Source organism: Pseudomonas sp. MDT2-39-1 (genome assembly GCF_054898085.1).
Genome location: NZ_CM142716.1, coordinates 228362 through 251916, shown reverse-complemented (window position 1 = coordinate 251916; position 23555 = coordinate 228362). Strand labels below are relative to the sequence as shown.

At 60.3% G+C, this 23555-nt stretch carries 22 protein-coding genes and 1 pseudogene; 12 read left to right on the top strand and 11 right to left on the bottom strand.

Annotation, left to right across the window (positions count from 1 at the left end):
* Positions 1 to 37: 37 nt before the first annotated feature.
* Positions 38 to 961, top strand: coding sequence for a carbon-nitrogen hydrolase family protein (locus ACYZTM_RS01180; protein ID WP_461986478.1), 924 nt, complete (start codon positions 38 to 40; stop codon positions 959 to 961).
* 176 nt (positions 962 to 1137) lie between these two features.
* Here ACYZTM_RS01180 and ACYZTM_RS01175 read toward each other — a convergent pair whose 3' ends face one another.
* The 3 genes from ACYZTM_RS01175 to ACYZTM_RS01165 all read right to left on the bottom strand — a co-directional run bounded on the left by ACYZTM_RS01175 (position 1138) and on the right by ACYZTM_RS01165 (position 4159).
* Positions 1138 to 1611: an LEA/WHy family protein gene (locus ACYZTM_RS01175; protein WP_461986476.1), complete on the bottom strand. Its 474-nt coding sequence runs from the start codon at positions 1609 to 1611 to the stop codon at positions 1138 to 1140.
* A gap of 58 nt (positions 1612 to 1669) precedes the next feature.
* Positions 1670 to 3142: a nucleobase:cation symporter-2 family protein gene (locus ACYZTM_RS01170; protein WP_131058655.1), complete on the bottom strand. Its 1473-nt coding sequence runs from the start codon at positions 3140 to 3142 to the stop codon at positions 1670 to 1672.
* A 123-nt stretch (positions 3143 to 3265) separates the two neighbouring features.
* Entirely contained in the window at positions 3266 to 4159 is an 894-nt protein-coding gene (locus ACYZTM_RS01165; RefSeq protein ID WP_131058654.1) for a LysR family transcriptional regulator, read from the bottom strand.
* Between the two features lie 101 nt (positions 4160 to 4260).
* On the opposite strand from ACYZTM_RS01165, the gene ACYZTM_RS01160 reads away from it, so the two are divergent.
* Complete coding sequence (locus tag ACYZTM_RS01160) at positions 4261 to 5352, top strand: polyamine ABC transporter substrate-binding protein (protein WP_461986473.1); 1092 nt, start codon at positions 4261 to 4263, stop codon at positions 5350 to 5352.
* A 17-nt stretch (positions 5353 to 5369) separates the two neighbouring features.
* On the top strand, positions 5370 to 6329 hold the full coding sequence (gene speB, locus ACYZTM_RS01155; protein WP_461986471.1) for an agmatinase: 960 nt from the start codon (positions 5370 to 5372) through the stop codon (positions 6327 to 6329).
* A 78-nt stretch (positions 6330 to 6407) separates the two neighbouring features.
* Here the strand turns inward: speB and ACYZTM_RS01150 are convergent.
* Positions 6408 to 6830 (bottom strand): annotated as a pseudogene (locus tag ACYZTM_RS01150) (aldo/keto reductase); the annotation flags it as partial.
* Complete coding sequence (locus tag ACYZTM_RS01145) at positions 6784 to 6918, bottom strand: hypothetical protein (RefSeq protein WP_461989295.1); 135 nt, start codon at positions 6916 to 6918, stop codon at positions 6784 to 6786. The gene ACYZTM_RS01145 and the pseudogene ACYZTM_RS01150, both read right to left, overlap by 47 nt.
* Positions 6919 to 7180: 262 nt before the next feature.
* Here ACYZTM_RS01145 and ACYZTM_RS01140 point away from each other — a divergent pair, with 262 nt between their 5' ends.
* The 6 genes from ACYZTM_RS01140 (at position 7181) to chrA (ending at position 11843) form a co-directional block, all read left to right on the top strand.
* Entirely contained in the window at positions 7181 to 7897 is a 717-nt protein-coding gene (locus ACYZTM_RS01140; RefSeq protein ID WP_131058651.1) for a helix-turn-helix transcriptional regulator, read from the top strand.
* Between the two features lie 52 nt (positions 7898 to 7949).
* Positions 7950 to 8291: a nuclear transport factor 2 family protein gene (locus tag ACYZTM_RS01135; RefSeq protein WP_131058650.1), complete on the top strand. Its 342-nt coding sequence runs from the start codon at positions 7950 to 7952 to the stop codon at positions 8289 to 8291.
* Positions 8292 to 8318: 27 nt separating this feature from the next.
* Positions 8319 to 9437 carry a cell division protein ZapE gene (gene zapE / locus ACYZTM_RS01130; RefSeq protein ID WP_131058649.1) on the top strand — a complete coding sequence of 373 codons (1119 nt, stop codon included), beginning with the start codon at positions 8319 to 8321 and terminating at the stop codon, positions 9435 to 9437.
* Positions 9438 to 9455: 18 nt separating this feature from the next.
* Entirely contained in the window at positions 9456 to 10037 is a 582-nt protein-coding gene (locus ACYZTM_RS01125) for a DinB family protein (RefSeq protein ID WP_131058648.1), read from the top strand.
* Between the two features lie 96 nt (positions 10038 to 10133).
* Positions 10134 to 10631, top strand: coding sequence for a GNAT family N-acetyltransferase (locus ACYZTM_RS01120; protein WP_131058647.1), 498 nt, complete (start codon positions 10134 to 10136; stop codon positions 10629 to 10631).
* Between the two features lie 42 nt (positions 10632 to 10673).
* On the top strand, positions 10674 to 11843 hold the full coding sequence (gene chrA, locus ACYZTM_RS01115) for a chromate efflux transporter (protein WP_461986467.1): 1170 nt from the start codon (positions 10674 to 10676) through the stop codon (positions 11841 to 11843).
* A 56-nt stretch (positions 11844 to 11899) separates the two neighbouring features.
* Here the strand turns inward: chrA and ACYZTM_RS01110 are convergent, their stop codons facing one another.
* The 4 genes from ACYZTM_RS01110 to ACYZTM_RS01095 form a co-directional block, all read right to left on the bottom strand.
* Complete coding sequence (locus ACYZTM_RS01110) at positions 11900 to 12109, bottom strand: hypothetical protein (RefSeq protein ID WP_131058645.1); 210 nt, start codon at positions 12107 to 12109, stop codon at positions 11900 to 11902.
* A gap of 97 nt (positions 12110 to 12206) precedes the next feature.
* Positions 12207 to 14444 (bottom strand): TonB-dependent siderophore receptor, encoded by a 2238-nt coding sequence (locus ACYZTM_RS01105; RefSeq protein WP_461986465.1) that lies wholly within the window; start codon positions 14442 to 14444, stop codon positions 12207 to 12209.
* 298 nt (positions 14445 to 14742) lie between these two features.
* On the bottom strand, positions 14743 to 16488 hold the full coding sequence (locus tag ACYZTM_RS01100) for a phosphoethanolamine transferase CptA (protein WP_131058643.1): 1746 nt from the start codon (positions 16486 to 16488) through the stop codon (positions 14743 to 14745).
* Positions 16489 to 16689: 201 nt separating this feature from the next.
* On the bottom strand, positions 16690 to 16872 hold the full coding sequence (locus ACYZTM_RS01095; protein WP_461986463.1) for a DUF6026 family protein: 183 nt from the start codon (positions 16870 to 16872) through the stop codon (positions 16690 to 16692).
* A gap of 270 nt (positions 16873 to 17142) precedes the next feature.
* Here ACYZTM_RS01095 and gnd point away from each other — a divergent pair, with 270 nt between their 5' ends.
* Genes gnd through ACYZTM_RS01080 form a run of 3 tightly spaced genes read left to right on the top strand, consistent with a single transcriptional unit; the run spans position 17143 to position 20464 of the window.
* The gene (gene gnd, locus ACYZTM_RS01090) at positions 17143 to 18123 is read left to right on the top strand and encodes a phosphogluconate dehydrogenase (NAD(+)-dependent, decarboxylating) (RefSeq protein ID WP_461986461.1); all 981 of its coding nucleotides are present in this window, start codon (positions 17143 to 17145) and stop codon (positions 18121 to 18123) included.
* Positions 18120 to 19643, top strand: a complete 1524-nt coding sequence (zwf, locus tag ACYZTM_RS01085) for a glucose-6-phosphate dehydrogenase (protein WP_131058641.1) — start codon at positions 18120 to 18122, stop codon at positions 19641 to 19643. Before gnd ends, zwf begins: the two co-directional genes overlap by 4 nt.
* Entirely contained in the window at positions 19640 to 20464 is an 825-nt protein-coding gene (locus tag ACYZTM_RS01080; protein WP_461986458.1) for an HAD family hydrolase, read from the top strand. The genes zwf and ACYZTM_RS01080 overlap by 4 nt, the downstream gene beginning before the upstream one ends.
* A 154-nt stretch (positions 20465 to 20618) precedes the next feature.
* On the opposite strand, the gene nhaB is transcribed toward ACYZTM_RS01080, so the two are convergent.
* Positions 20619 to 22121: a sodium/proton antiporter NhaB gene (gene nhaB / locus ACYZTM_RS01075; protein ID WP_461986456.1), complete on the bottom strand. Its 1503-nt coding sequence runs from the start codon at positions 22119 to 22121 to the stop codon at positions 20619 to 20621.
* Between the two features lie 53 nt (positions 22122 to 22174).
* Entirely contained in the window at positions 22175 to 23488 is a 1314-nt protein-coding gene (locus ACYZTM_RS01070) for an NHL repeat-containing protein (RefSeq protein ID WP_461986454.1), read from the bottom strand.
* Positions 23489 to 23555 lie beyond the last annotated feature (67 nt).

Here is a 23555-nt window from a genome sequence, read left to right as displayed (position 1 = left end):
GAATGGGCAACACCTCATTGCTTTCGGAGTGACCGCCATGCCCAAGTCCATGGTTGCAGCGTTGCAAATCGGCGCCTTGCCCGGTGGCAAGGCCGAAACCCTTGAACAGATTCTCGCCTGGGAAAACACGATTATCGAATCCGGCGCCGCGCTGGTGGTCATGCCTGAAGCGTTGCTCGGTGGTTACCCAAAAGGCGAGAGCTTCGGCACGCAACTGGGCTATCGTCTGCCGGAAGGTCGCGAGGCGTTTGCCCGGTATTTTGCCAACGCCATCGACGTGCCCGGCGCCGAAACTGAAGCACTGGCTGGATTGTCAGCGCGCACCGGGGCCAACCTGGTGATCGGCGTCATCGAACGCGCCGGCAGCACGTTGCATTGCACGGCGCTGTATTTCGATCCGCAGGCCGGACTGGTCGCCAAGCACCGCAAGCTGATGCCCACCGGCACCGAACGTCTGATCTGGGGTAAGGGTGATGGCTCGACACTGCCGGTGATCGACAGCCAGGTCGGGCGAATCGGCGCGGTGGTGTGCTGGGAAAACATGATGCCGCTGCTGCGCACCGCGATGTACGCCAAAGGCATCGAGGTCTGGTGCGCGCCGACGGTGGATGAGCGGGAAATGTGGCAGGTCAGCATGCGCCACATCGCCCATGAAGGACGCTGCTTCGTGGTCAGCGCGTGCCAGGTCCAGGACTCACCGCAGGCCTTGGGCGTGGAGATCGCCAACTGGCCGGCGGATCGGCCGCTGATTGCCGGCGGGAGTGTGATTGTCGGGCCCATGGGCGACATTCTGGCGGGGCCGTTGCGAGACGGGCCGGGGTTGCTCACCGCTGAAATCGACACCGACGACTTGATCCGCGCGCGCTACGACTTCGATGTGGTCGGTCACTACGCGCGCCCGGATGTGTTTGAGCTGAGCGTCGACGAACGAGCCAGACCTGGCGTCCGTTTCAACACATAACCTCTCCCACAATTGGAATTGGGTCCATCACAATCTCCCGGCCGGCCAGGAACCCTGTGGGAGCGGGCTTGCTCGCGAAGGGGCCATAACATTCAACATCTATGCTGGATGTGCCGGCCTCTTCGCGAGCAAGCCCGCTCCCACATTGGGATCTCCAGCGTCAGGATCTTTCGGGATTACCAGGTGCCGGCAGTAGCCCCCGGCAAGCTCAGTTTGCCAGTGTCCACAAACCTCATCGTGCCAAACAAACCGCCGGCCAGTTTGCCGCGCAGCACGTAAGGCAGATTGTTCAGAGTTTGCGTCTGGCTCAGGCCCAGGGTCTGGCGTATCACCGAGAACGCCGAAACGCTCACCGGCACGGTCAGCACGGTTTCGGAAAAGCGTGCAATCGAGCCCGACTGATCGCTGACGCCGGAGGCAAGCGGCTGGCCATTGACCTCCAGATTCAGCGCCACGCCGTTGTAGTCGATCGGCGTTTCGTTGGGGTTCTGCACGCGTATCTTCACCGCAAAGCGCACTTCCATGTCCTGGCTTTGCAGCGGCTCGATGCCGACCACATTGATGTTCAACGGATCGCGATTGGGGAAGAGGGCGCAGGCGCTCAGGGAGAGCAACAGCAGGGAAAGGATTGTCGCGTGGACGCTGCGCATGGACAGGCTCTCGTGTAGAAAAGGGCTGAACCGCCAGCGGCTCAGCCCTTGAGCTTTTCTAGCGGTTCAACTGTGCGACCGCCGCAGGCCGTGCGGGTTCACCCTTGGCCGGGACATCCGGATTCTCCATGACCTGGAGGATCGAGGCTTCCGGATCGAAATCGTCCTCTTCCAGCTCGATGAATTCTTCGGGCAGGAAGATGTTCAGCACGATAGCGCACAACGCCCCGACGGTGATCGGTGATTCGAAGATGTTGTGCAGCGCCTTCGGCAGCTCGCGCAACACTTCCGGCACCGCGGCGACACCCAGGCCCATACCGATGGAAATCGCCACGATCAGCATGTTGCGTCGATGCAAACCGGCTTCGGCGAGGATCTTGATCCCGGCCACCGCCACGGTGCCGAACATCACCAGTTCAGCGCCGCCAAGCACCGGTTTAGGCATCAACTGCAGCACCGCGCCGATCATCGGGAACAGCCCCAGCAGCACCAACAAACCAGCAATGAAGAACGCCACGTAACGGCTGGCCACGCCGGTGAGCTGGATCACGCCGTTGTTCTGGGCGAAGGTCACCATCGGCATGCTGTTGAACACCGCCGCCATGGCCGAGTTGAGGCCATCAGCCAGCAGACCGGACTTGATCCGGCGGATGTAAATCGGGCCCTTGACCGGCTGCCGGGAAATCATCGAGTTGGCGGTCAGGTCACCGGCGGCTTCCAATGGCGACACGAGGAAAATCACCGCCACCGGCACAAACGCCACCCAATCGAAATTGAAGCCATATTTAAACGGCACCGGCACGCTCATCAGCGGTACGTCGGGCAGGCTGGCGAAGTTGACGTCGCCCATCAGCCAAGCGACGACATAACCGAGGGTCAGGCCAATGACAATCGCCCCCAGGCGCAGGAAGGGCACATCGACCCGGTTCAACACCACGATTGTGCCGAGCACCAGCGCCGCCAACGCCAGATGACTGGCCGCGCCAAGGTCCGCCGCGCCGAAGCCACCAGCGATGTCGGTCATGGCGACCTTGATCAGCGACAGGCCCATGAGGGTAATGATGGTGCCGGTCACAACGGGGGTTATCAGCATCCGCAGCTTGCCAATGAACTGGCTCAACACCACTTCGATGAACGCGGCGAAAAAGCACACACCGAAGATCGTCGAGAGGATTTCATCGGTGCCGCCACCCCGGGCCTTGACCATGAACCCGGCGCTGAGAATCACGCTGATGAACGAGAAGCTGGTGCCTTGCAGGCACAACAGGCCGGAACCGATCGGGCCGAACCGCCGCGCCTGAACAAACGTGCCCAGGCCCGAGACAAACAGCGCCATGCTGATCAGGTACGGCACTTCGCTTTGCAGCCCGAGGGCGCCGCCCATGATCAGGGTTGGCGTGATGATGCCGACGAAACTCGCCAGCACATGTTGCAGGGCAGCGAAGACCGTGGCGGTGAGATGCGGGCGATCGTTAAGGCCGTAAATCAGATCGTTGTGGCGCGGGGCAGGGGCTTTTTCAGAGGCGGTCATGGTTGTTTGCGGGCCGAAAGGCAGGCCGGGTCAGAAAATGGAGGCGCAGGATGCCAGAAAGACTATTTCGAGGCGAGCGATGAGCCCGATACCCAGGTCGCTCCCACGAGAATGTCGCTGGTCTCAGGCAAACGCCGCGAGTAGATCCTCTTCAAACGCCTTCTGCGCATCCCCCGGCACTTGAGCGCGATGGCGCGCCAGATGAAACGCCACGTCGAAGCTCATGTCATCCCGGCGCACAGCGCGCAGCAAGCCTTTGTCTTCCCAGCCGCGGGCAAAGTGATTGGGCAAATACCCGACGTGTTTACCGGACAGCACGAAGGCGAGGGTGCCTTCGACCTGCTCGGACCTTGCCGAACATAGCTTCCCTTGGAAGGGCTCATCCATGCGCAGAAAGCGATAAGGATGATCAACCCGGTCACACGCCTGCAACGCCAGATCATCCGGCGCATCGTCGGTGAACAGCGGATGCCCGGGGGCGCAGTACAGGTGTTGGGTTTCGGTGAACAGTTCGCGGTAGTCAAACGCGCTTTGCACCTGGGAGAAATAGCCGATCGCCAGGTCCAGTCGCTGTTGCAGCAGCAGGCGTTCCATCTCGCCGGGCATGGCGCTCATCAACTCGATGCGCACCGATTCGTCACGTTCACGAAAACGCCGGATGGCATCGGCCACTTTTTGCAGCACCGATTGATCCAATGCCTCGGACAAGCCCAGGCGAACTTCGCCGATCAAACGACCCGCCACGCCGTTGGATTGATGGCGGAACGCTTCGATGGATTCAAACAGCCCGCGTGTTGCGCTCAGCAACTGTTCGCCCTTGGGCGTGATCCTGAATCCACCCTTGCCGCGACTGCACAAGCGATAGCCGAGCCGGGTTTCGAGTTTGGCCATTTGCTGGCTGATGCTCGACTGGCTCAAACCCAGTTCACCTTGCGCCGCGCTGAAACCGCCGCACTCCACCACGCGGACAAATAAGCGCAGCAGTTGCAGGTCGAGGTCGTGGAGTTGACCGAGCATCAAACATTACTCCGCAATAAAGTCAGGTTAACAAACTTGATATTTCGCCAATGTATCCGAGCGCGCACGCTGCAACCACTTCCTCTGGTCAGGTGTTCGTCATGGCTCCCGCAATCAAGCTGTGTTTACCCGCGCTGTTCCTCACCATGGCCGTGTCGGCCCAGGCTGAGGAAAAGACCCTCAACCTCTACAGCTGGGCCGATTACGTGGCGCCTGAAACCTTGCAGCGTTTCGAAAAGGAAACCGGCATTCACGTGCGCTACGACACGTTCGATTCTTCGGAAGTGCTGGAAACCAAACTGCTCACCGGCGGCAGCGGCTATGACGTGGTGGTGCCGTCATCCAGCGTGTTGGCCCGTGGTTTGGCGGCCGGGGCGCTGAAGGAGATTGCTCACGAAGGGCTCAAGGGTTACGCCAACCTCGACCCGGACCTGTTGGAAAAACTCGCCGCCGTCGATCCCGGCAATCGTTATGGCGTGCCGTATACCTGGGGCACGCTGGGGTTGGGGATGAATGTCGAAGCGGTGCAACAACGCTTGCCGGGTGTGCCGCTCAACAGCCTCGACCTGCTGTTCAAGCCGCAATACGCCAGCAAGCTGAAGGACTGCGGCATTGCGATTCTCGATTCGCCGCAAGAGGTGATCGGCCTGGCATTGCACTATCTCGGTAAAGATCCCTACAGCACCGACAAGGCTGATCTGACAGCCGCCGAGGCGTTGTTGCATCAGTTGCAGCCCAATGTGCTGTACGTCGCCACCGGGCGGCAGATCAGCGATCTGGCCAATGGCAGTGTTTGCCTGGCATTGACTTACAACGGCGATGCCAGCATGGCCGCCGACCAGGCGCGCAAGGCCAACAAACCGTTTGAGGTGGCCTACCGGATTCCCAAGGAAGGCACGCTGGTCTGGCAGGACAACCTGGCGATTCCCAAGGACGCACCGCACCCCGAAGCGGCCCGGGCGTTCATCGAATTCATGTTGCGCCCCGAATCCGTGGCGGCGCTGACCAACACGTTGTTCTTTGCCACGGCCAACCAGGCGGCGACCCCGCTGGTGGATGAAGCCGTGCGCACCGACCCGGACATCTACCCACTGGCGGACACCCGCGAACGGCTGTACGCCGACCGCAGCATGAGCCTCAAGGACATGCGCTTGCGCACTCGTCTGTGGACCACTTTCCGTAGCCGCCAATAAATAATAAGGAGATCACCATGGACGTCCCGATGCAAAACGATCAGGCCATGACCCGCGACAGCCTCTTTGGTACTGCCGCCGAAAGTACCTACGCCGGTATCACCAGTTTCATGCGTCGTCGCTACAGCCGTGATTTGCGCGGCGTCGACGTGGTGGTCAGCGGTGTGCCCTTCGACACCGCCACCAGCAACCGCCCGGGTGCGCGTTTTGGACCGCGTGGCATTCGCGCCGCCTCTACGGGAATCGCCTGGGAACGCCACTGGCCGTGGACCTTTGATCCGTTCGATCATCTGGCGGTGATTGACTACGGCGATTGCGACTTCGATTACGGCTCGCCGCACTCGGTGCCGGAAAGCATCGAGGCCCACGCCGAGCACATCCTCAACGGCGGTTGCGCGATGCTGACGTTCGGCGGTGACCACTTCATCAGTTACCCGCTGCTCAAGGCCCATGCACGCAAACATGGCCCGCTGTCGTTGATCCACTTCGACGCCCACAGCGACACCTGGCCGGACGAAGAGGGCAAGCGCGTCGATCACGGCACCATGTTCTGGCACGCGGCCAAGGAAGGTCTGGTGGATCCGTCGCGCTCGGTGCAGATCGGTTTGCGCACCACCAATGACGATCACCAGGGCTTTGAGGTGCTGGATGCGCGGCAAGTGCATCGGCAAGGGTGTGAGGCGATTGTCGAGGCGATCCGTGCGCGGGTGGGGGATAACCCGGTGTACCTGACGTTCGACATCGATTGTCTCGACCCCGCTTTCGCACCCGGCACCGGAACGCCGGTATGCGGCGGTTTGAGCACGATGCAGGCGCTGGAAATACTCGGCGGGTTGCGCGGGATCAATCTGGTGGGGATGGACGTGGTGGAAGTGGCACCGGCCTACGACCATGCGGACATTACCTCACTGGCGGCGGCGACATTGGCGATGGAAATGCTGTGCCTGTATGCGGCCAGACATAAGGTCAACCGGTAAGACGCCTTCGCGGGCAAGCCTCGCTCCTACAAGGATCACATCGAACCTGTAGGAGCGAGGCTTGCCCGCGAAGCTTTTTCAGGCTACCGGGATAATTGGCAGATCGAGGGCCTCAGCCCCGGTATAGCGCGCCCCCGAACCGGTAATCGTTTCATGCGGAACACCCTTCGACACACCACTGACCTCATCAAGCCGCGACAATTGCTCAGCACTCAATTGCACGTTCAACGCACCCAATGTCGCATCCAGTTGCTCACGAGTACGTGAACCAAGAATCGGAATCAGCGCCGTCGTCGAACGCTTGGCCTTTTCCCGCAATCAGGCAATGGCCACGTGGGTCGGTGTGGCTCCAAGTTCAGCCGCCACCGCGAGCAACGTGTCGAGCAGGGCGGTTTCGTGGGCGCTTTTCTCAGTGTGAATCAGCATGCCGAGTTTGGCGGCGCGGTTGTTCTCATCATTGCTGCGGTACTTGCCCGTGAGGAACCCACCACCCAGCGGCGACGCCCCAGCCGGTGCCGAAGTTACCGGCGCCCAGCGCCAGTTCCGAAACCCGCAAACCGGTTTTGCGGCCGAAGACTTTGTAATGCACGAGGTAACTCCTGAAAAACGACGCCGGGGAGAGGATATAAATGTCCAGCAACATGTATTTAATATTATGTGAGCATTATGAGCCGTCAAGGCGCTTTTTCATTCGGGGCAAAAGGTCCGACCTGCGGGGCAATGCTTCTTCAGTCGACCCCTCGCCACAAAGTAGGTGTGACTGAGCGTCCGCGCAGCCTTTTGCTCCTGCCAGTTTCTGACAGCAGCCTCTGCTAAGCTCCGACGACTTTTCAGGAAAGAGCCTGCCGATCGTGTCGCGTACCACTCGTTTACTCACGTTGCTGCAAGTGCTGCGAGGTAAAAGTCGTCCGGCCACTGCTGCAATGCTCGCCGGTGAACTGGAGATTTCCGAACGCACGCTGTACCGCGACATCGCCGAACTGACCGCGCTGGGCGCACCGATCTTCGGCGAGGCGGGGGTCGGTTATGTGTTGCGCAGCGGTTTGTTTCTACCGCCCCTGATGCTCAATGCTGACGAAACCGAAGCCATCGTGCTGGGTTTGCGTTACGTGGATCAGCGTGGCGACGAGGTGTTGAGCAAAGCCGCGGCCGACGCTCTGGCGAAGATTGCGGCCGTGTTGGCCCCTGAAGCTCAAGATGCATTGCGCAATCCGACAGTGCTGCCGGGCCCGCGCGGTTATGGTTATCCGCAAAATGCAGTGCCGTTGAGCGTCTTTCGTCAAGCTATCCGCGATCAGTCCAAACTGAATATCGACTATGCGGACGCCCATCAGGTGCCCAGTCAGCGGTTGATCTGGCCACTGGCGCTGGGCTTTCTCAATGAGGTGCGGATCATTGTCTCCTGGTGTGAGTTGCGCAGTGCCTATCGCACCTTTCGCACCGACCGGATTTCCGCTGCCCATGAGCAGGGCGAACGCTATCCGGGGCGGCGCAGCGACTTGTTGCGCACCTGGCGCAAGCAAATGCAACTGGATGAGGCCGGGCGTTTCACTCCTGACAAGAACTGACACAGACCTGTTCTAGCATGGCTCCAGAATCAATAAACAAGGAGCCGCACCCATGTCCAATCCAGCCTCTTCACTGGCACCCGCCATCGCCGCTTACATTGCCGCCGCCAATGCTCGCGACACCTCGCGTGTTGGCAGTTTTTTCGCTGAGGATGCCAACGTGTTCGATGAGGGCCAGCACCGGATCGGCACGCAAGCCATCGCCCAATGGATGCAAGACACTGCGCAACGTTACGAACCACGGGTCGAAGTGCTCGACGTTCAGCTGCGCACCGGCAAAGTCCTGGTGCACAACCTGATTTCCGGGACATTTCCCGGCAGTCCCCTGGAACTGAGGTACATGTTCCGCCTCAATGAACAGGGCAAGATCGCCAGGCTAGACATCTCTCTGTAAATCCTGACGCGTGGCATACTCCCGCGCATGAATGTCGACTCTCCCTTAAGTGCCTGGCAACACGCCATCGAACAGAAGGGTTTCGTCCAGGACGAAGCCCAGGAACATGCCGTGTGGGCGCTGCAAAAATGCCACGAAGCCTTGCATGAAGGCCGCGCGCCGATCACTGGCGTTTACCTCTGGGGGCCGGTCGGACGGGGCAAGACCTGGTTGATGGACCAGTTCTACGAAAACCTGAAGGCCCCGGCCCGGCGTCAGCACTTTCACCATTTCATGGGCTGGGTGCATCAGCGTTCGTTTCAGTTGACCGGCACCGCCGACCCGTTGAAGGCATTGGCCCGTGAATTGAGCGAAGAAGTGCGGGTGTTGTGCTTCGATGAATTGTTCGTCAACGACATTGGCGACGCGATCATCCTCGGGCGTTTGTTTCAGGTGATGTTCGAGCAGGGCGTGGTGGTGGTCTGCACTTCCAACCAGCCGCCGGACCAGCTGTACGCCGATGGCTTCAACCGCGACCGTTTCGTCCCCGCCATTGAAGCAATCAAAAAGCACATGCAGGTGATCGCGGTGGATGGCGGCGAAGACCATCGCCTGCATCCCGGCGCTGCTCTGCAACGTTACTGGGTGACGGCGCCCGGGCAGCCCAGCGCGCTCGGTGAAGTGTTCAAGGCACTGACCGTTGGGCAGTCGCTGTCCGACGAGCCGATCACGGTCGGTTACCGTTCAGTCAACGTGGTGCAGGCCAGTGCCACCGTGCTCTGGTGCCGTTACGCCGACCTGTGCGAACAGCCGTTTGCCGCCATGGACTTCATGGCCCTGTGCGACACCTTCAGCGCTATTCTGTTGAGTGACGTGCCCAATCTCAGCGCGCAGAAACGCGAAGGACGCATCGCCCGAGGCACCGAAGACGGTGCCGAGCGGGTCGTGGCCGGTGATCGCGAGCTGCCGCAATTGTCAGTGCATGACGACGGTGTCCGGCGTTTCATTGCCCTGGTGGACGAGTGCTACGACCGTAAGGTGCCGCTGTACCTCGAAGCGCAGGTGCCGATGGCCGTGCTGTACACCGAGGGGTACCTGGAATTTCCGTTCCGCCGCACGTTAAGCCGTTTACAGGAAATGCAGCTGCAACGTTTCGCCGAAGCCTAATTACCGGGAGCCGCGAAGATGAATCAGCCCCTGTCTCATCATTTGCTGACCATGGCTTATCAGAATGCCTGGGCCAATTACCGACTCGCCAAAGCGTGGAATCGGTTGACCCCGGCCGAACTGGCGGCACCGCGCGTCAGCTTCTTTCCCAGCCTCATAGCCACCCTCAACCACATCCTGACCTGCGACTGGTTTTACGTGGATGCGCTGGAGCGGGAGTTGCGCGGCCACGACCCGCACCCTGATTGCTATGTGTTCTTCACCGAGGACGAACCGTTCACGACGGGCGACGAGCTGCAGCGCGAACAAGCGTATGTCGACCGCCGCCTGATTGCCTACTGCGAACAATTGCGCGACACCGACCTGGGGCGAATCGTGACCATCGCCCGGGACACGCCGCAACATGACAGCCGTTTGCGCTTACTGTCGCACCTGTTCGAGCACCAGCTTCATCATCGCGGTCAGGTTCACGCCATGCTCAGCGGCACTTCGGTCAAACCGCCGCAACTGGACGAATTTTTCTGCGCCGGTGAATCGCGGTTGAGGGCCGAGGATTTTACCGAACTGGGCTGGACCGAAACGCTGATCTGGGGCGTTTGAGAAAGGTTCGGGTTGTCGAAGACGGCGCCTCGCGATAATGTCCGTCGACCTCCCGGTGCGACAGACGTGCCGGGACAACTTGACGGGACGTTGACGATGGAAAAGGAATCCGCAGAAATTCTGGTACTTCAGGCCAGCTACACCAATCCACTGCATGCCGAAGCCATCGGCGTGGTGCTCAATGCCTACGCCGAAGACCCGATGGGCGGCGAGCAGCCATTGCCCGAAGACCTCCTGCAACAACTTCCGGGGGAGCTGGCCAAGCGTCCTCATGCGTTCAGCGTACTGGCGTTTGTCCGCGGCGAGCCAGCCGGGCTGGTCAATTGCTTCGAAGGTTTCTCGACGTTTGCGTGCCGGCCGCTGGTCAACGTGCACGATGTGTCGGTAGCGCCGAAGTTTCGCGGCTTGGGGTTGAGCCAGAGGATGCTGCAAAAGGTTGAAGACATCGCCCGTCAACGGGGTTGCTGCAAGATCACCCTGGAAGTCCTCGAAGGCAATGCTGTCGCGCAGGCGTCATATGGCAAGTTCGGATTTGCGCCCGGCATGATCGACCCGGCCCATGGCCGAATGCTGTTCTGGACCAAGAACCTTTAACGCCCCATGAATAGCCTCGATGGCACGCAGGGCAGGGCGCCCATGGCAGACAAACCGTGGGTGATTTTCCTGATCTTCCTGCGTCTGGGGCTGACCTCGTTTGGCGGCCCCGTCGCGCATCTGGGCTATTTTCGCAGTGAATTCGTTCAGCGTCGGCGCTGGTTGAGCGAAGCCGCTTACGCCGAATTGATTGCCCTGTGCCAGTTTCTACCGGGCCCGGCGAGCAGTCAGGTGGGCATGGCGCTGGGCTTGTCCCGTGCCGGCTATTCGGCGGCATTGGCGGCGTGGGCGGGTTTCACTTTGCCTTCGGCACTGATCCTGACGCTGTTGGCGTTCGCCATCACCCACGGTGGCTGGGCATTGCCGACCGGTTTGATTCACGGGCTGAAAATCGTCGCCGTCGCCGTGGTAGCCCACGCCGTGTGGGGAATGGCCCGTACGTTATGCCGAGGTCCGGTGCGCGTGGGCATCATGCTGGTGGCGACTGTCGGGGTGTTGCTCTGGCCTACGTCTGCCGGGCAGATGACGGTGATGGCCGTGGCGGCGTTGATCGGGTTGGTCTTGCTACAGAACGCAAATGGAGCGCAGCAGGAGGGCCTGTCGATTCGAGTCAGTCGACTGGCAGGCTGGCTGGCGCTCGGCCTGTTCGTGGCTCTGCTTCTGGGTTTACCGCTGATTTCGCACCGCTGGCCGGACTCGCTGATCAGCCTGTTCGACGGCTTCTACCGCACGGGTGCGCTGGTGTTTGGTGGCGGCCACGTCGTGTTGCCGCTGTTGCAAAGTCAGGTGGTGGGCACGGGATTGCTGAGCAACGACGTGTTTCTCGCCGGTTACGCCGCGGCTCAAGCGATGCCGGGGCCGTTGTTCACGTTCGCGGCGTTTCTCGGCGCGTCCATCAGCGGCTGGAGTGGTGCGCTGGTGTGCGTACTGGCGATTTTCCTGCCGTCGCTGCTGTTGGTGATCGGCGTCCTGCCGTTCTGGCAGCGCTTGCGTGGCAATGGCCGGGTGCAAGCGGCGCTGGCCGGGGTGAATGCCGGGGTGGTCGGATTGTTGCTGGCCGCGTTGTATCAGCCGTTGTGGACCACCTCGATCCTCGGCCCGCTGGATGTGCTGTTGGCGGTGCTGGCATTGATGGCGTTGCTGTTCTGGCGATGCCCGCCGTGGTTGCTGGTGCTGCTCGGCGGCTTTTGCGGTGTACTGCTGGGCGCTTGAAGCTTTTCAATCGGGCATGAAAAAGGGCGTCCATCAGGACGCCCGTCAGTCATCGTTTAGTTCGGCCGATAGGTTTCGGTCACCTGTGCCGTTTGATCGTTCGGAACCCGCAGTTCAATAGATCTGGTTTCGACGCCATTAGCCTGCTGTTGTTTGAGTCGCAGGGTTTCGAAGTAGTACCTCATTCGTTCGGCGCCGCCTTCGGCAAAGGCAGCGGTGGAACCGAACATCATCAGACTGGCGAGGATCAACGCGGTACGTTTCATGGTTTGCCTCCCACTACGGATATCGGGTGCCTTTCATCCATGAACCAATGTTGCCGGGACATTATCCGCCGATTCCGTTATTTGGGAATTAACCACCTCAGAGCTTCCAGTCCAGGCTCAGGGTGACCGTGCGCGGGTCGCCCCAATAGACGCCGTTGTAGAACCCGACGTTGTCGTAATACTTTTTGTCGAACAGGTTGTCGACGTTCAGCGAAGCCGACAGGTGCTTGTCGAACTGGTAACGCGACATCAGTTTGACCACGGTGTACGCCTCCTGGCGGATGTTGGTGCTGGCGGTGATGATTTCGCCATCGGCGCCACGGCCGACCGGGCGTCTGGCGGCGCGGTAGACGTCGCTTTGCCAGTTCACCGCGCCGCCCACGGTCAGTGCCTGCCAGTCGCCGGGCAGGCGATAGGCCGTGGAGAAGCGGAGCATGTTCAACGGCTGGTTGGTGTTGTTGCGCTGCTTCTCGCCATTGGCCGAGTGGGTGTAGGTGTAGCCAGCCGTCATGTTCCAGCCCGCCATCACCTCGCCGGATACCTCGGCTTCAAAGCCCTGGACCTTGTTGCCCTTGCCCCCCGATTTGAAGAATTCCTCGCCGGTGACCGGGTCCGGTGGCACCGAGTCGTCGCGTTCGGCGACGTTGTCCTGCTTGCTCCAGAACACCGCGGTGGCGAGGTTGAGTCGTTCTTCCAGCAGGCTGCCCTTGAGCCCCAGTTCATAGTTGCTGCCAACCACCGGCTCCAGGTATTGGTGATTGCTGTCGCGATCCTCCTGCGGCTTGAAAATGTCGGTGTAGCTCACGTACACCGTGTATTCAGGCGTGAGGTCGTAGAGCAGCCCGGCGTACGGCGTCCACATGTCGTTGTGCTGCTGGCTGATGGCTTCAACACCGGTCCGTTGCAGGTTGCTGTCGTATGTGTAGGTGTTTTTCGAGATCTCCCAACTGCCGTAGCGACTACCGAGTACCGCGTGCAGGTCGTCGGTCAGGGTCAGGCGCGTGGCCAGGTAACCGGCCTTTTGCCGGGTGCTTTCATCGGACCCTTTCAGGCTGGTGACGGTGTCGGGGAATTTGGGAATGCCGCCCATGTACTTCCAGTCAGGGACTTTCTCGTAATCCGACGACCGTGCGCCGTCTACCGTGTAAGGGTTGTCTTCGCTGCGTTCGGCTTCGCCATAGCCAATCATCATTTCGTGCTCGCGTCCGAACAACGAATATGGGCCGGACACGTTGAAGTCATAGGCCTTCATTTTTTGCGTGCCGACCATGTGGCTGACGTTGGCGAACATGCCGCTGCGATCCGCCTCGGGGAAACCGCCACCGCCATAGTAAATCTTGCCGTCGGTGTCACTCTCGCGGTGGGTGTAGGCCGCCTTGAGCTGCCAGCCGGCGCCCAGTTGCTGGTTCAGCGTGGCAAACGCGGTCTTGTCCTTCAGCGGCCACGAACTCCACGGCGTGGCCATGTTGGTGGAGCGTCCCAGGTTGGCTTTGCTGCCGTCAGCGTTCCAGTAGGGCACGGTGCCCCAGGAGGTGCCTTGCACCTGCTTGTCCTGATAGTCGTAACCCACGGCGAGCACGGTGTCGTCGGTCAGGTCGGCTTCGAGAATCCCGTAGCCGACTTCCCGTTGCTGCTGGTACTTGTCACGGTAGGAACCGCTGTCGCGATAGGCCAGTACACCGCGACCGCGCAGGCGCCCGTCGAAAGCCAGCGGTCCGCCAACGTCCACATAGCTGTAGTAATCGTCATAGCTGCCGCCGCTGACACCGGTCTGGGCTTTCCATTGCGCGGTCGGCCGTTTGCGCACCATGTTGATCGTCGCTGAAGGATCGCCGGCACCCGTGGTCAGGCCGGTCGCGCCGCGAACCACTTCGATGCGGTCGTAAATGATGGTGTCGGAATCAGACTTCATGTAGCTGAAGGTGTTGAGCATCCCGTCGATCTGGAAATTGTTGATCGAGTAACCGCGGGACGAATAGCTGACGCGGTCCGAGTCGTTGTGCTGAACCACCACGCCGGTGGTCTGGCTTATGGCTTCGGAGAGCGTGCCGAGTTTGAAATCGTCCATCTGCTGGCGCGTGACCACGGACACCGATTGCGGCGTTTCCTTGATCGACAGGTTCAACCGCGTCGCGGTGCTCATGGCGCCGGTGGTGTACGACTCGGTGTTTTCGGTGGTGCTGCCCAAACCCTGGGCGGTCACATTGGTGATGCCCAGTTCAAGGGTGCGGCTTGGCTCTTGATCGGGGACGGTTTCAGCCAGCAGATCGGGGCTCAGTGCAGCACTGCACAGGCCCAGGGTAAAGGTCATGGAACGGGTGATAGGCGCGAACATCGCGGCCGACTCCTTGTCTTCGAGGGAAAAATTCCGTTTGTTCAAAGACGAAGGGGGAGGAGGGGATTTAGTTCTAAACGAGAATAATTGTTATTTTAAGATGTTTCGGAGGTGGCTTTCATGCAGAAGAAAGCTGGAAACACTAGACCTGTGGCAGCTGGCGAAGCCCTGTGGGAGCGGGCTTGCTCGCCAAAGCGGTGTGTCAGTCAACGATGATGTAGAAGCTGGCGACCCCTTCGCGAGCAAGCCCGCTCCCACAGGGCTTCGCCAGCTGCTAGGTGTGCGCTGGAGCCATGGATTAATTATGCGCAACCTCCGGATCGCCAGGCTTGCCCTTGGGCTTCATCAGGCTGAAGTCGATCAACGGCCGCGACTGACGCTCGTACGGATTACCGATCATCAACGGACGCGGCTTGAAGCTGTCGCTCACAAGGCTCTTGCTGCGGTCCAGTTCGTCAAAACTCAAACCCGCCAGATCCGCCCAGGTGTGGATCAGGTGAGAGCTGCTGTACGGCCGCGCCAGGTCACCGGCAAAACTCCAGTCGTGGGTTTCACGCCATTTCGGCGAAGCCCAGGCCATGAACGGAATGGTATACATCGGCGACGTCGGCTTGGCCTCGTTGCGCCCCAGCGTGCTGTGGCCCGGGGAGTCGAAGACATCTTCACCGTGGTCCGAGAGGTACATCAGAAAGCCGTTCGGATCGGACTTGGCGTAGTCCTTGATCAGGCTCGACACCACGAAGTCGTTATACAGCACCGCGTTGTCGTAGCTGTTGTAGGTCGGCACCTGGTCGTCACGCACGCCCTCGGGCACACCTTTGCGATCGGTGAACTTGTTGAAGGTTGGCGGATAACGGTACTGATAGCTCATGTGCGTACCGAGCAAGTGCACAACGATCAGCTTGCGCGGCGCGGCGTCTGCCAGTGCCTTGTTGAACGGCGCGATGACGTCGCCATCGTACTGCGCGGCGTTCTGGTTGCGGTTGTTGTTCAGGTACACCTGCTCGTCGGCCTGTTCGGAGAAGGTCGTGAGCATGGTGTTGCGCTTGGTCATGGTTTGCTGGTTGGTGATCCAGAAGGTCTTGTAGCCCGCCTGTTTCATCATGCTGACCAGGGACGGCGTGGACAGGTAAAGGTCCGGGTTTTCTTCGTCGGCGAAGGTCAGTACCTGCTGCAACGCCTCGATGGTGTACGGGCGCGGGGTGATGACGTTGTTGAAGACCGCCATCTGATCCTTGAGCTTGTCCAGTTCCGGCGTGGTTTCACGCGGGTAGCCGTAGAGGCTCATGCGCTGACGGTTGGTGGACTCTCCGATCACCAGCACCAGGGTCGCTGGCTGGTTGGCCATCGTGTCCTTGAGGTTCTTCAGTGGTGGAATCTTGCTCGCGCTGTCGAGCATGTCTTGCATGCCGGCCAGCGTGTCTAGGTAACGGTGATACGCCACCGCCATCTGCCAAGGCACCGCCGGCTCGATACGGGTTTCGAATTTCTCGAAGCCGCCGGCCAGGCTACCGGTGCGCGCGGTTTGCTTGATCAGCGGGTAACCGACCACGGCTACCAGGATGGCGGTCGCGGCTACCAGCGCTCGACCGCGGGGCATGTACACCGGACGCAAGCGAGTCCACAGGAAATACGCGAACAGCGTGTGGGCGAGGAACGCCGCCACCATCCACCAGGCGAAATACTGGGTCATGTACTCGCCAGCTTCAGAGATGTTCGATTCGAACATGATGAAGATGACGCTCTGGGAAAATTCCTGCTGATAGATGAAGAAATAACCCAGGCTGGCCATCGAACAGGCCCACAGCACCACGCCAATCAGCGCGGCCAACACTCGTGTCTGTCTAGGGAACAGCAGCATCGGCGCGAGCCAGATGGCACTCATCACAAAGGCCTGGCGGAACCCGGTGAAACCCGAGGTGCCCGTCAGTTGAATCAGCAGTTGGGTAATGCCGGAAAAATACCAGAAGAACAGGAACAGCCAGAGAAATCCTGCCCAATCGAAACCTTTCGCAGTCGTAGTGCTGCGTTTAAACACAGTCATTCAGCGCTCCAGCCAAGAAATCGTCGACCCGTCGGGAGCCTCCATGTTGCCGACGAACGAAAACCGCGCGGATACCGAGCGGCCATAATGAGCCGGAGTATCAACAGGTCGGTGTGAAAACTTTGTGAGTTGCCGCAAACGGCAAGGCAGGGAAGCGGTGTCGGAAACAGCAGAGGGCTGTTTCCGAATCAAGCGAGGGGATCAGGCGTGGGGAGCACGCTGGGTGACGGGCAAAGGCTGAACCGAAGAGCTTTGTGTGAGTAAGCGCAGCCGCGCGAGTTCCTGCTTCAACAGGTCGCGCTCTTCTTTCAACTGGCGCAATTCATCACGACGGATCGTGACGTAAAGGGTTTGTGCTGGCCGTGCTGCTTGTACTGTGCCCATTGCTCACCTCGCAAATGGCTGTCTCAACTGTAAATCCGCCCCGACATCGGTGCTTATTTACTATCGGCGCCAATTTTGATTTCTTTTGCCCCTGAAGGGAACTTTTTTATTTTTCAGGGTCGTTGTGTCTTCAGTTCGATTTCTGACGTTATCAGTCAGGATCGGGCACAATGCCCGGAAACTTCACGCCAGCGCTCTGGACTAACCCACATTAGTCGCGTTGGGCTATAACCTTTGACACATTTTATTTGTAGTAGGGAGCATCAGCACATGCAACTCGGGATTATTGGACTGGGCCGCATGGGCGGAAATATTGCGCGTCGCCTGATGCTCAACGGGCATACCACCGTTGTTTACGACCGCAATACCGCCTTCGTCGACGCTCTGGCCGCAGAAGGCGCCAAGGGCGTCATCGACCTGCCGGCGCTGGTCGCAGGCCTGGCCAAACCACGTGCGGTGTGGGTCATGCTGCCGGCCGGCGCGCCGACCGAAGACACCATCGACACCCTGAGCACCTTGCTCGAAGCCGGCGATACCATCATCGACGGCGGCAACACCTTCTATAAGGACGACATCCGCCGGGCGAAAACCCTGTCGGAGAAAGGCCTGCACTACATCGATGTCGGCACGTCCGGCGGCGTCTGGGGCCTGGAGCGTGGTTACTGCATGATGATCGGCGGCGAAGCCGAGGTGGTGAAACGCCTTGATCCGCTGTTCGACAGCCTGGCACCGGGCATGGGCGATATCCCTCGCACCAAGGACCGCAAGTCGGAAGACGATCGCGCCGAGCGCGGTTACATTCACGCCGGTCCAGCAGGCTCTGGCCATTTCGTGAAGATGATCCATAACGGCATCGAATACGGAATGATGCAGGCCTTCGCCGAAGGCTTCGACATCCTCAAGACCAAGGCCAGCACCAACCTGCCGGAAGATCAGCGTTTTGACCTTAACGTGGCCGACATTGCCGAAGTCTGGCGCCGTGGCAGCGTCGTGTCGTCCTGGTTGCTCGACCTGACCGCCGACGCACTGGCCAGCGATCCGAAACTCGACGGTTACTCAGGCTCGGTCGCTGACAGCGGTGAAGGTCGCTGGACCATCGAAGCCGCCATGGAACAATCGGTGCCCGTACCCGTGCTGTCGAACTCGCTATTCTCCCGCTACCGTTCGCGCGGTCAAGGCACCTTTGGTGACAAGATCCTTTCGGCCCAGCGCTTCGGCTTCGGCGGCCATGTGGAGACTGCGAAAAAATGACCCGTCTGATCCGCAATAAATCCAAGGCAGAACCCGCACCACCGACCACGCTGTTTCTGTTCGGTGCCCATGGTGACCTGGTCAAGCGCTTGCTGATGCCGGCGCTGTATAACCTGAGTCGCGACGGTCTGCTTGGCGATGGACTGCGGATCATTGGCGTTGACCACAACGCCATCAGTGACGAAGCCTTTGCGCAGAAGCTCGAAGATTTCATTCGGACCGAAGCGGCCACCAAAGTCGGCAAGGGCGACGCAGCCCTTGACCCGGCGCTGTGGGCCAAGCTTGCCAAAGGCATCAGCTACGTCCAGGGCGACTTCCTGGACGACAGCACTTATCAAGCGCTGGCGGCAAAAATCGCCGCCAGCGGCACCGGCAACGCGGTGTTCTATCTGGCCACCGCGCCGCGTTTTTTCAGTGAGGTGGTGCGCCGTCTCGGCGCCGCCGGCTTGCTGCAAGAAACACCCGAAGCCTTCAGAAGGGTGGTGATCGAAAAACCATTCGGCTCCGATCTGCACACCGCTGAAGCGTTGAACGCGTGTTTGCTCAAGGTGATGTCGGAAAACCAGATCTACCGGATCGATCACTACCTGGGCAAGGAAACCGTGCAGAACATCCTGATCAGCCGGTTCTCCAACAGCCTGTTCGAAGCGTTCTGGAATAACCATTACATCGACCACGTGCAGATCACGGCCGCCGAAACCGTCGGCGTGGAAACCCGTGGCAGTTTTTATGAACACACCGGCGCCCTGCGGGACATGGTGCCCAATCACCTGTTCCAGTTGCTGGCGATGGTGGCGATGGAACCGCCGGCAGCCTTTGGCGCCGATGCGGTCCGTGGCGAGAAAGCCAAAGTGGTCGGCGCGATACGTCCGTGGTCCACGGAAGAGGCGCGGGCCAACTCGGTGCGTGGCCAATACGCGGCCGGCGAACTCGATGGCAAACCCTTGGCCGGTTATCGTGAGGAAGGCAACGTAGCGCCGGACAGCAATACCGAAACCTACGTCGCGCTGAAAGTCATGATCGACAACTGGCGTTGGGTCGGCGTGCCGTTCTACCTGCGCACCGGCAAGCGCATGAGCGTGCGCGACACCGAGATCGTCATTTGCTTCAAGCCTGCGCCGTACGCGCAGTTCCGCGATACCGAGGTCGATGAGTTGCAACCGACCTACCTGCGCATCCAGATTCAACCCAACGAAGGCATGTGGTTCGACCTGCTGGCCAAGCGGCCCGGGCCGGCCCTGAAAATGGCCAATATCGAGTTGGGTTTTGCCTACAAGGATTTCTTTGAAATGCAGCCGTCCACCGGCTACGAAACGCTGATCTACGATTGCCTGACTGGCGATCAGACGCTGTTCCAGCGCGCCGACAACATCGAAAACGGCTGGCGCGCCGTGCAGCCATTCCTCGATGCCTGGCAACTGGACGCGAGCGTGCAGCGCTATCCGGCCGGCGAAAACGGCCCGAAGTCGGCTGATGAGCTGCTGGCCCGCGACGGTCGCGTCTGGCATGGTCTCGGATGAGTGACGTCACGCAACAACCCATCCGTTTTCTGCTGAGCGACATGGATGGCACATTGCTGCTGCCCGATCACACGCTCAGCCAGCGCACCATTGAGGCCGTCCGATCCTTGCGCGAGGCTGGCGTGCTGTTCAGCCTGGCCACCGGGCGTCCACCGAAAGCCATGTTGCAGCAGATCGAAGCCCTCGGCGTCGATCTGCCAACGGCGGCGTTCAATGGCGGCACGATCGTCAATCCCGACGGCAGTTTGCTGGTCGCGCATTATTTACCGGCAACGGCTGCGCTGACGGCGTTGGCACTGTTTGCCGATCAGCCGGACGTTGAAGTCTGGGTGTTCAGTGGCGGCGACTGGTTGCTGAAAGACCCGAGTGGGCCGATGGTCCCGCGCGAGCAGCACGGCCTCGGTTATCCGCCGGTGGTGGTCGAGAGTTTCGAGCCGTTTCTGACGCGCATCGACAAGATCGTTGCCACCAGCAGCAACACACAACTGTTGATCGAACTGGAAGCGCAGTTATTGCCGAAAGTGGAGGGCCAGGCACAGGTCTCGCGCTCGCAACCGGTGTATCTGGACGTGACGGCAATGCAGGCGAACAAGGGCGCTGCGTTGGCGACACTGGCCGAGTTTCTCGGTGTGCCGCTGGAGCAGACCGCTGCGATGGGCGATGGCGGCAATGACCCGGCGATGTTTCATCGCGCCGGATTGTCAATTGCCATGGGGCAGGCGGAAGAAGCGGTGAAGCGCCAGGCCGATGTGGTGACAGGCACCAACACCGAAGACGGCGCGGCCCAGGCGATTGAGCGGTACATCCTCAACGCAGGTTAAACCGCGTTATCGTTCTTCGCGGGCAAGTCGGATCGCCGCACCGCTCGCTCCTACAGGTCTTGTGTCGATTGCAACATTTTCATCCGACATGGACCCTGTAGGAGCGAGCGGTGCGGCGATCCGACTTGCCCGCGAAGGCGTCAAACCTGTCGACTCAAAGCCAGAAACTCACCGCGTACCAACCCAGCACACCCATCACCACCGTATACGGCAACGCCATCCACACCATCCGCCCATACGACAGGCGAATCAGCGGCGCAATCGCCGACGTCAGCAAAAACAGAAACGCCGCCTGGCCATTAGGCGTCGCCACGCTCGGCAGGTTAGTGCCTGTATTGATCGCAATGGCCAGCGTTTCGAAGTGCTCACGGCTCATGTGGCCGGAGATGAACGCCTGTTTCACTTCGGTGATGTAAATGGTCGCCACAAACACGTTATCGCTGATGGCCGACAGCAATCCGTTGGCAATGAACAACATGCCTGGCTGCTGATCGGCCGGCAGCGCCAGCACCCACTGGATCAGCGGCGTGAACAACTGCTGATCGTGGATCACCGCGACCACCGCGAAGAACACCACCAGCAATGCCGTGAACGGCATGGCGTCCTTGAACGCGTTGCCGATACGGTGCTCGTCGGTGATGCCCGTGAAGGCGGTGATCAACACGATCACCATCAAACCGATCAAACCCACTTCAGCCACGTGAAACGCCAGGCAGCCAATCAGAATCAGTGCCGCCAACCCTTGAACGATCAGGGCTGCACGCTGGCGCGAGGTGCGTTTGACGTTGTCTTCGGCAGCGTAATTGGCCAGTACGGTGCGCACGTTGTCCGGCATCAGCGTGCCGTATCCGAACCAGCGCAATTTCTCCAGCAGGACGCAGGTCACCAGACCTGCGACCAATACCGGCAATGAAACGGGCGCGACTTTAAGAAAGAACTCGAAAAAGTGCCAGCCCATTTCGTGGCCGATCAGCAGATTTTGCGGCTCGCCAACCAATGTGCAGACGCCGCCCAATGCCGTGCCCACGGCGCCGTGCATCAGCAGACTGCGCAGGAACGCACGAAATTGTTCGAGGTCGTCATGATGCAGTTTGGGTAGGTGCTGATCATCGCTGAACTCACTGTCCTGACGCGGATCATTGCCCGAGGCGACGCGGTGATACACCGAATAAAACCCCACGGCAGCACTGATGATCACCGCCGTCACCGTCAAGGCATCGAGGAACGCCGACAGAAATGCCGAGAGGAAGCAGAACATCAAGGCCAGCAGGGCCTTGGAGCGAACCCCCAGCAACAGGCGCGAGAACAGAAACAACAGCAGGTCTTTCATGAAGTAGATGCCCGCTACCATGAACATCAGCAGCAGGATCACCGGGAAGTTGTGCACCAGTTCGTCATAGAGCGCTTGCGGCGTGGTCATTTTCAGCAGCAGCGCTTCAATCAGCAGCAACCCGCCGGGCATCAGCGGATAACATTTGAGGGCCATGGCCAGGGTGAAGATGAATTCCAGCACCAGCAGCCAACCGGCCGCCACCGGACCTACTGTCCACAACACCAGGGCGTTGAGTATCAGGAAGCCGACAATGCTCGCCTTGTACCAGCGGGGTGAGTGGCCGAGGAAATTGTGCGCGAAGGCGTGGGCCATTGAACCGGACATCGGCTACTCCTTGTATTAAGAAGCGCGCAACTTGCCGTAAGCCGAAGGGAAGATCAAGTGTGGGAAAAGTGGTTGTCCTGACCGAGATAGCGCACCACAACCGCCCGATAGTTGCCATCCAGCGAATAACCGCCTACGACAATCCCTCCATCCGCCTGAACGGCCATCGAGGTGGCGGTGTCCAGGCTGCGGCCCAAACGGGTGCGAACCCAGCAGGTGCCCTCGGCAAAGCCGGGATCCAGCTGCCCGCCAGGTAAGTACCGGGCCAGGAGGAAGTCGGCTTCGACTCCGCCAATGGTGGCGCCAACCGTCAGCACGCGGCCGTCTGGCTGGAGTTGGGCGGCGGTCCACTGACAGCCGCTGAGACCGACTTTCAGCAGATGTGGCTGGCCACCGTTGCAACGAGCGTCCGGGCGACCGTTGCTTTGCAGTTTCAGCGCCAGGCAATGCATCGGGTCGCGGCTGGTGCCAAAACACTGCAAGTCGCCATTGTCCTGCTGGACGATCTGGCTGACTTGGGCGCTGTGCCCCTGAACGCTGAAGGTCATGAATCCATCCACGGCGAAGCTATCATCCAGGCTGCCGTCGGGCAGGTAGCGCGCCAGCAAGCCTTCTTCAGGGAAATTGATCGAACCGCCGACCATGATCCGACCGTCCCGCTGCACCATCAGGCTGCTGAGCCAGGAGTTCATCAGCAAATGCCTGACGATGACAAAGCCGCGGCCATTGAAGGCGCTATCCAACTCGCCATTGCAGGTAAGGCGAATCAGCAGGCCAACGTGATCGGCCAGTTCGAAATGGTGATTGGCCAGTAGGAGGATTCGGCCGTCAGCCTGAACCTTAACGTCGCAGGCTTCGGCCCCCGGCACCCCGGGAGGGAGCCAGGCGTCGCGCATGCCCAGTGACAGATTTCCCGGCAGGCGTATGACGCAGCGTCCATTGTCGCCAAAATCCCTGACCGGGTGACCTTGAGAGTCGAACAGCGCCAGGGCCGGCAACGTCTGGTGAGCGTCTTGATAGTGCAGGCCGGCGACCAGAATATTCCCGTCGGCCAGGACAAGGACTTTGCCCGCCATTGCCTCATAACCGCGCTGGAATTGCCCGATGACGCTGCCGCGAGTGCCGAATGCCAGGTCCGCCGAGCCGTCTTCAAGCAAGCGGGCCAGGCCAAAGCAATGGCCGTCGCGAGTGCCGACCTTTGCCGCCACCAGCACGCGACCGCTCGAGTCGATCGCCACGCTGTTGGCGATGCTCGACGTACTGCCGGCGAAATACACTTGGGTTTTGCCGTTGGAGGCAAAACTTTTATCGAGATGACCGGCCGTGTACTGCGCTGCAGGTCGGGCAAAAGCAGTCTGGTCTGGCATGCGCGCATCTCCTTGCGAGCTGACCGAAACCCGGGTACCGGGAGGGCAACTGCGTGTGCAAAACATT

Excerpts from the sequence above, each read along its gene's own strand:
- ACYZTM_RS01110 (WP_131058645.1), bottom strand. The coding sequence starts at position 12,109 with ATGAAACGTACCGCGTTGATCCTCGCCAGTCTGATGATGTTCGGTTCC.
- ACYZTM_RS01070 (WP_461986454.1), bottom strand. The coding sequence starts at position 23,488 with ATGCCAGACCAGACTGCTTTTGCCCGACCTGCAGCGCAGTACACGGCC.
- ACYZTM_RS01160 (WP_461986473.1), top strand. The coding sequence starts at position 4,261 with ATGGCTCCCGCAATCAAGCTGTGTTTACCCGCGCTGTTCCTCACCATG.
- ACYZTM_RS01180 (WP_461986478.1), top strand. The coding sequence starts at position 38 with ATGCCCAAGTCCATGGTTGCAGCGTTGCAAATCGGCGCCTTGCCCGGT.
- ACYZTM_RS01080 (WP_461986458.1), top strand. The coding sequence starts at position 19,640 with ATGAGTGACGTCACGCAACAACCCATCCGTTTTCTGCTGAGCGACATG.
- ACYZTM_RS01100 (WP_131058643.1), bottom strand. The coding sequence starts at position 16,488 with ATGACTGTGTTTAAACGCAGCACTACGACTGCGAAAGGTTTCGATTGG.
- ACYZTM_RS01135 (WP_131058650.1), top strand. The coding sequence starts at position 7,950 with ATGTCCAATCCAGCCTCTTCACTGGCACCCGCCATCGCCGCTTACATT.
- ACYZTM_RS01095 (WP_461986463.1), bottom strand. The coding sequence starts at position 16,872 with ATGGGCACAGTACAAGCAGCACGGCCAGCACAAACCCTTTACGTCACG.
- ACYZTM_RS01125 (WP_131058648.1), top strand. The coding sequence starts at position 9,456 with ATGAATCAGCCCCTGTCTCATCATTTGCTGACCATGGCTTATCAGAAT.
- zapE (WP_131058649.1), top strand. The coding sequence starts at position 8,319 with ATGAATGTCGACTCTCCCTTAAGTGCCTGGCAACACGCCATCGAACAG.
- gnd (WP_461986461.1), top strand. The coding sequence starts at position 17,143 with ATGCAACTCGGGATTATTGGACTGGGCCGCATGGGCGGAAATATTGCG.
- ACYZTM_RS01120 (WP_131058647.1), top strand. The coding sequence starts at position 10,134 with ATGGAAAAGGAATCCGCAGAAATTCTGGTACTTCAGGCCAGCTACACC.
- ACYZTM_RS01105 (WP_461986465.1), bottom strand. The coding sequence starts at position 14,444 with ATGTTCGCGCCTATCACCCGTTCCATGACCTTTACCCTGGGCCTGTGC.
- chrA (WP_461986467.1), top strand. The coding sequence starts at position 10,674 with ATGGCAGACAAACCGTGGGTGATTTTCCTGATCTTCCTGCGTCTGGGG.
- ACYZTM_RS01175 (WP_461986476.1), bottom strand. The coding sequence starts at position 1,611 with ATGCGCAGCGTCCACGCGACAATCCTTTCCCTGCTGTTGCTCTCCCTG.
- ACYZTM_RS01170 (WP_131058655.1), bottom strand. The coding sequence starts at position 3,142 with ATGACCGCCTCTGAAAAAGCCCCTGCCCCGCGCCACAACGATCTGATT.
- speB (WP_461986471.1), top strand. The coding sequence starts at position 5,370 with ATGGACGTCCCGATGCAAAACGATCAGGCCATGACCCGCGACAGCCTC.
- zwf (WP_131058641.1), top strand. The coding sequence starts at position 18,120 with ATGACCCGTCTGATCCGCAATAAATCCAAGGCAGAACCCGCACCACCG.
- ACYZTM_RS01165 (WP_131058654.1), bottom strand. The coding sequence starts at position 4,159 with ATGCTCGGTCAACTCCACGACCTCGACCTGCAACTGCTGCGCTTATTT.
- nhaB (WP_461986456.1), bottom strand. The coding sequence starts at position 22,121 with ATGTCCGGTTCAATGGCCCACGCCTTCGCGCACAATTTCCTCGGCCAC.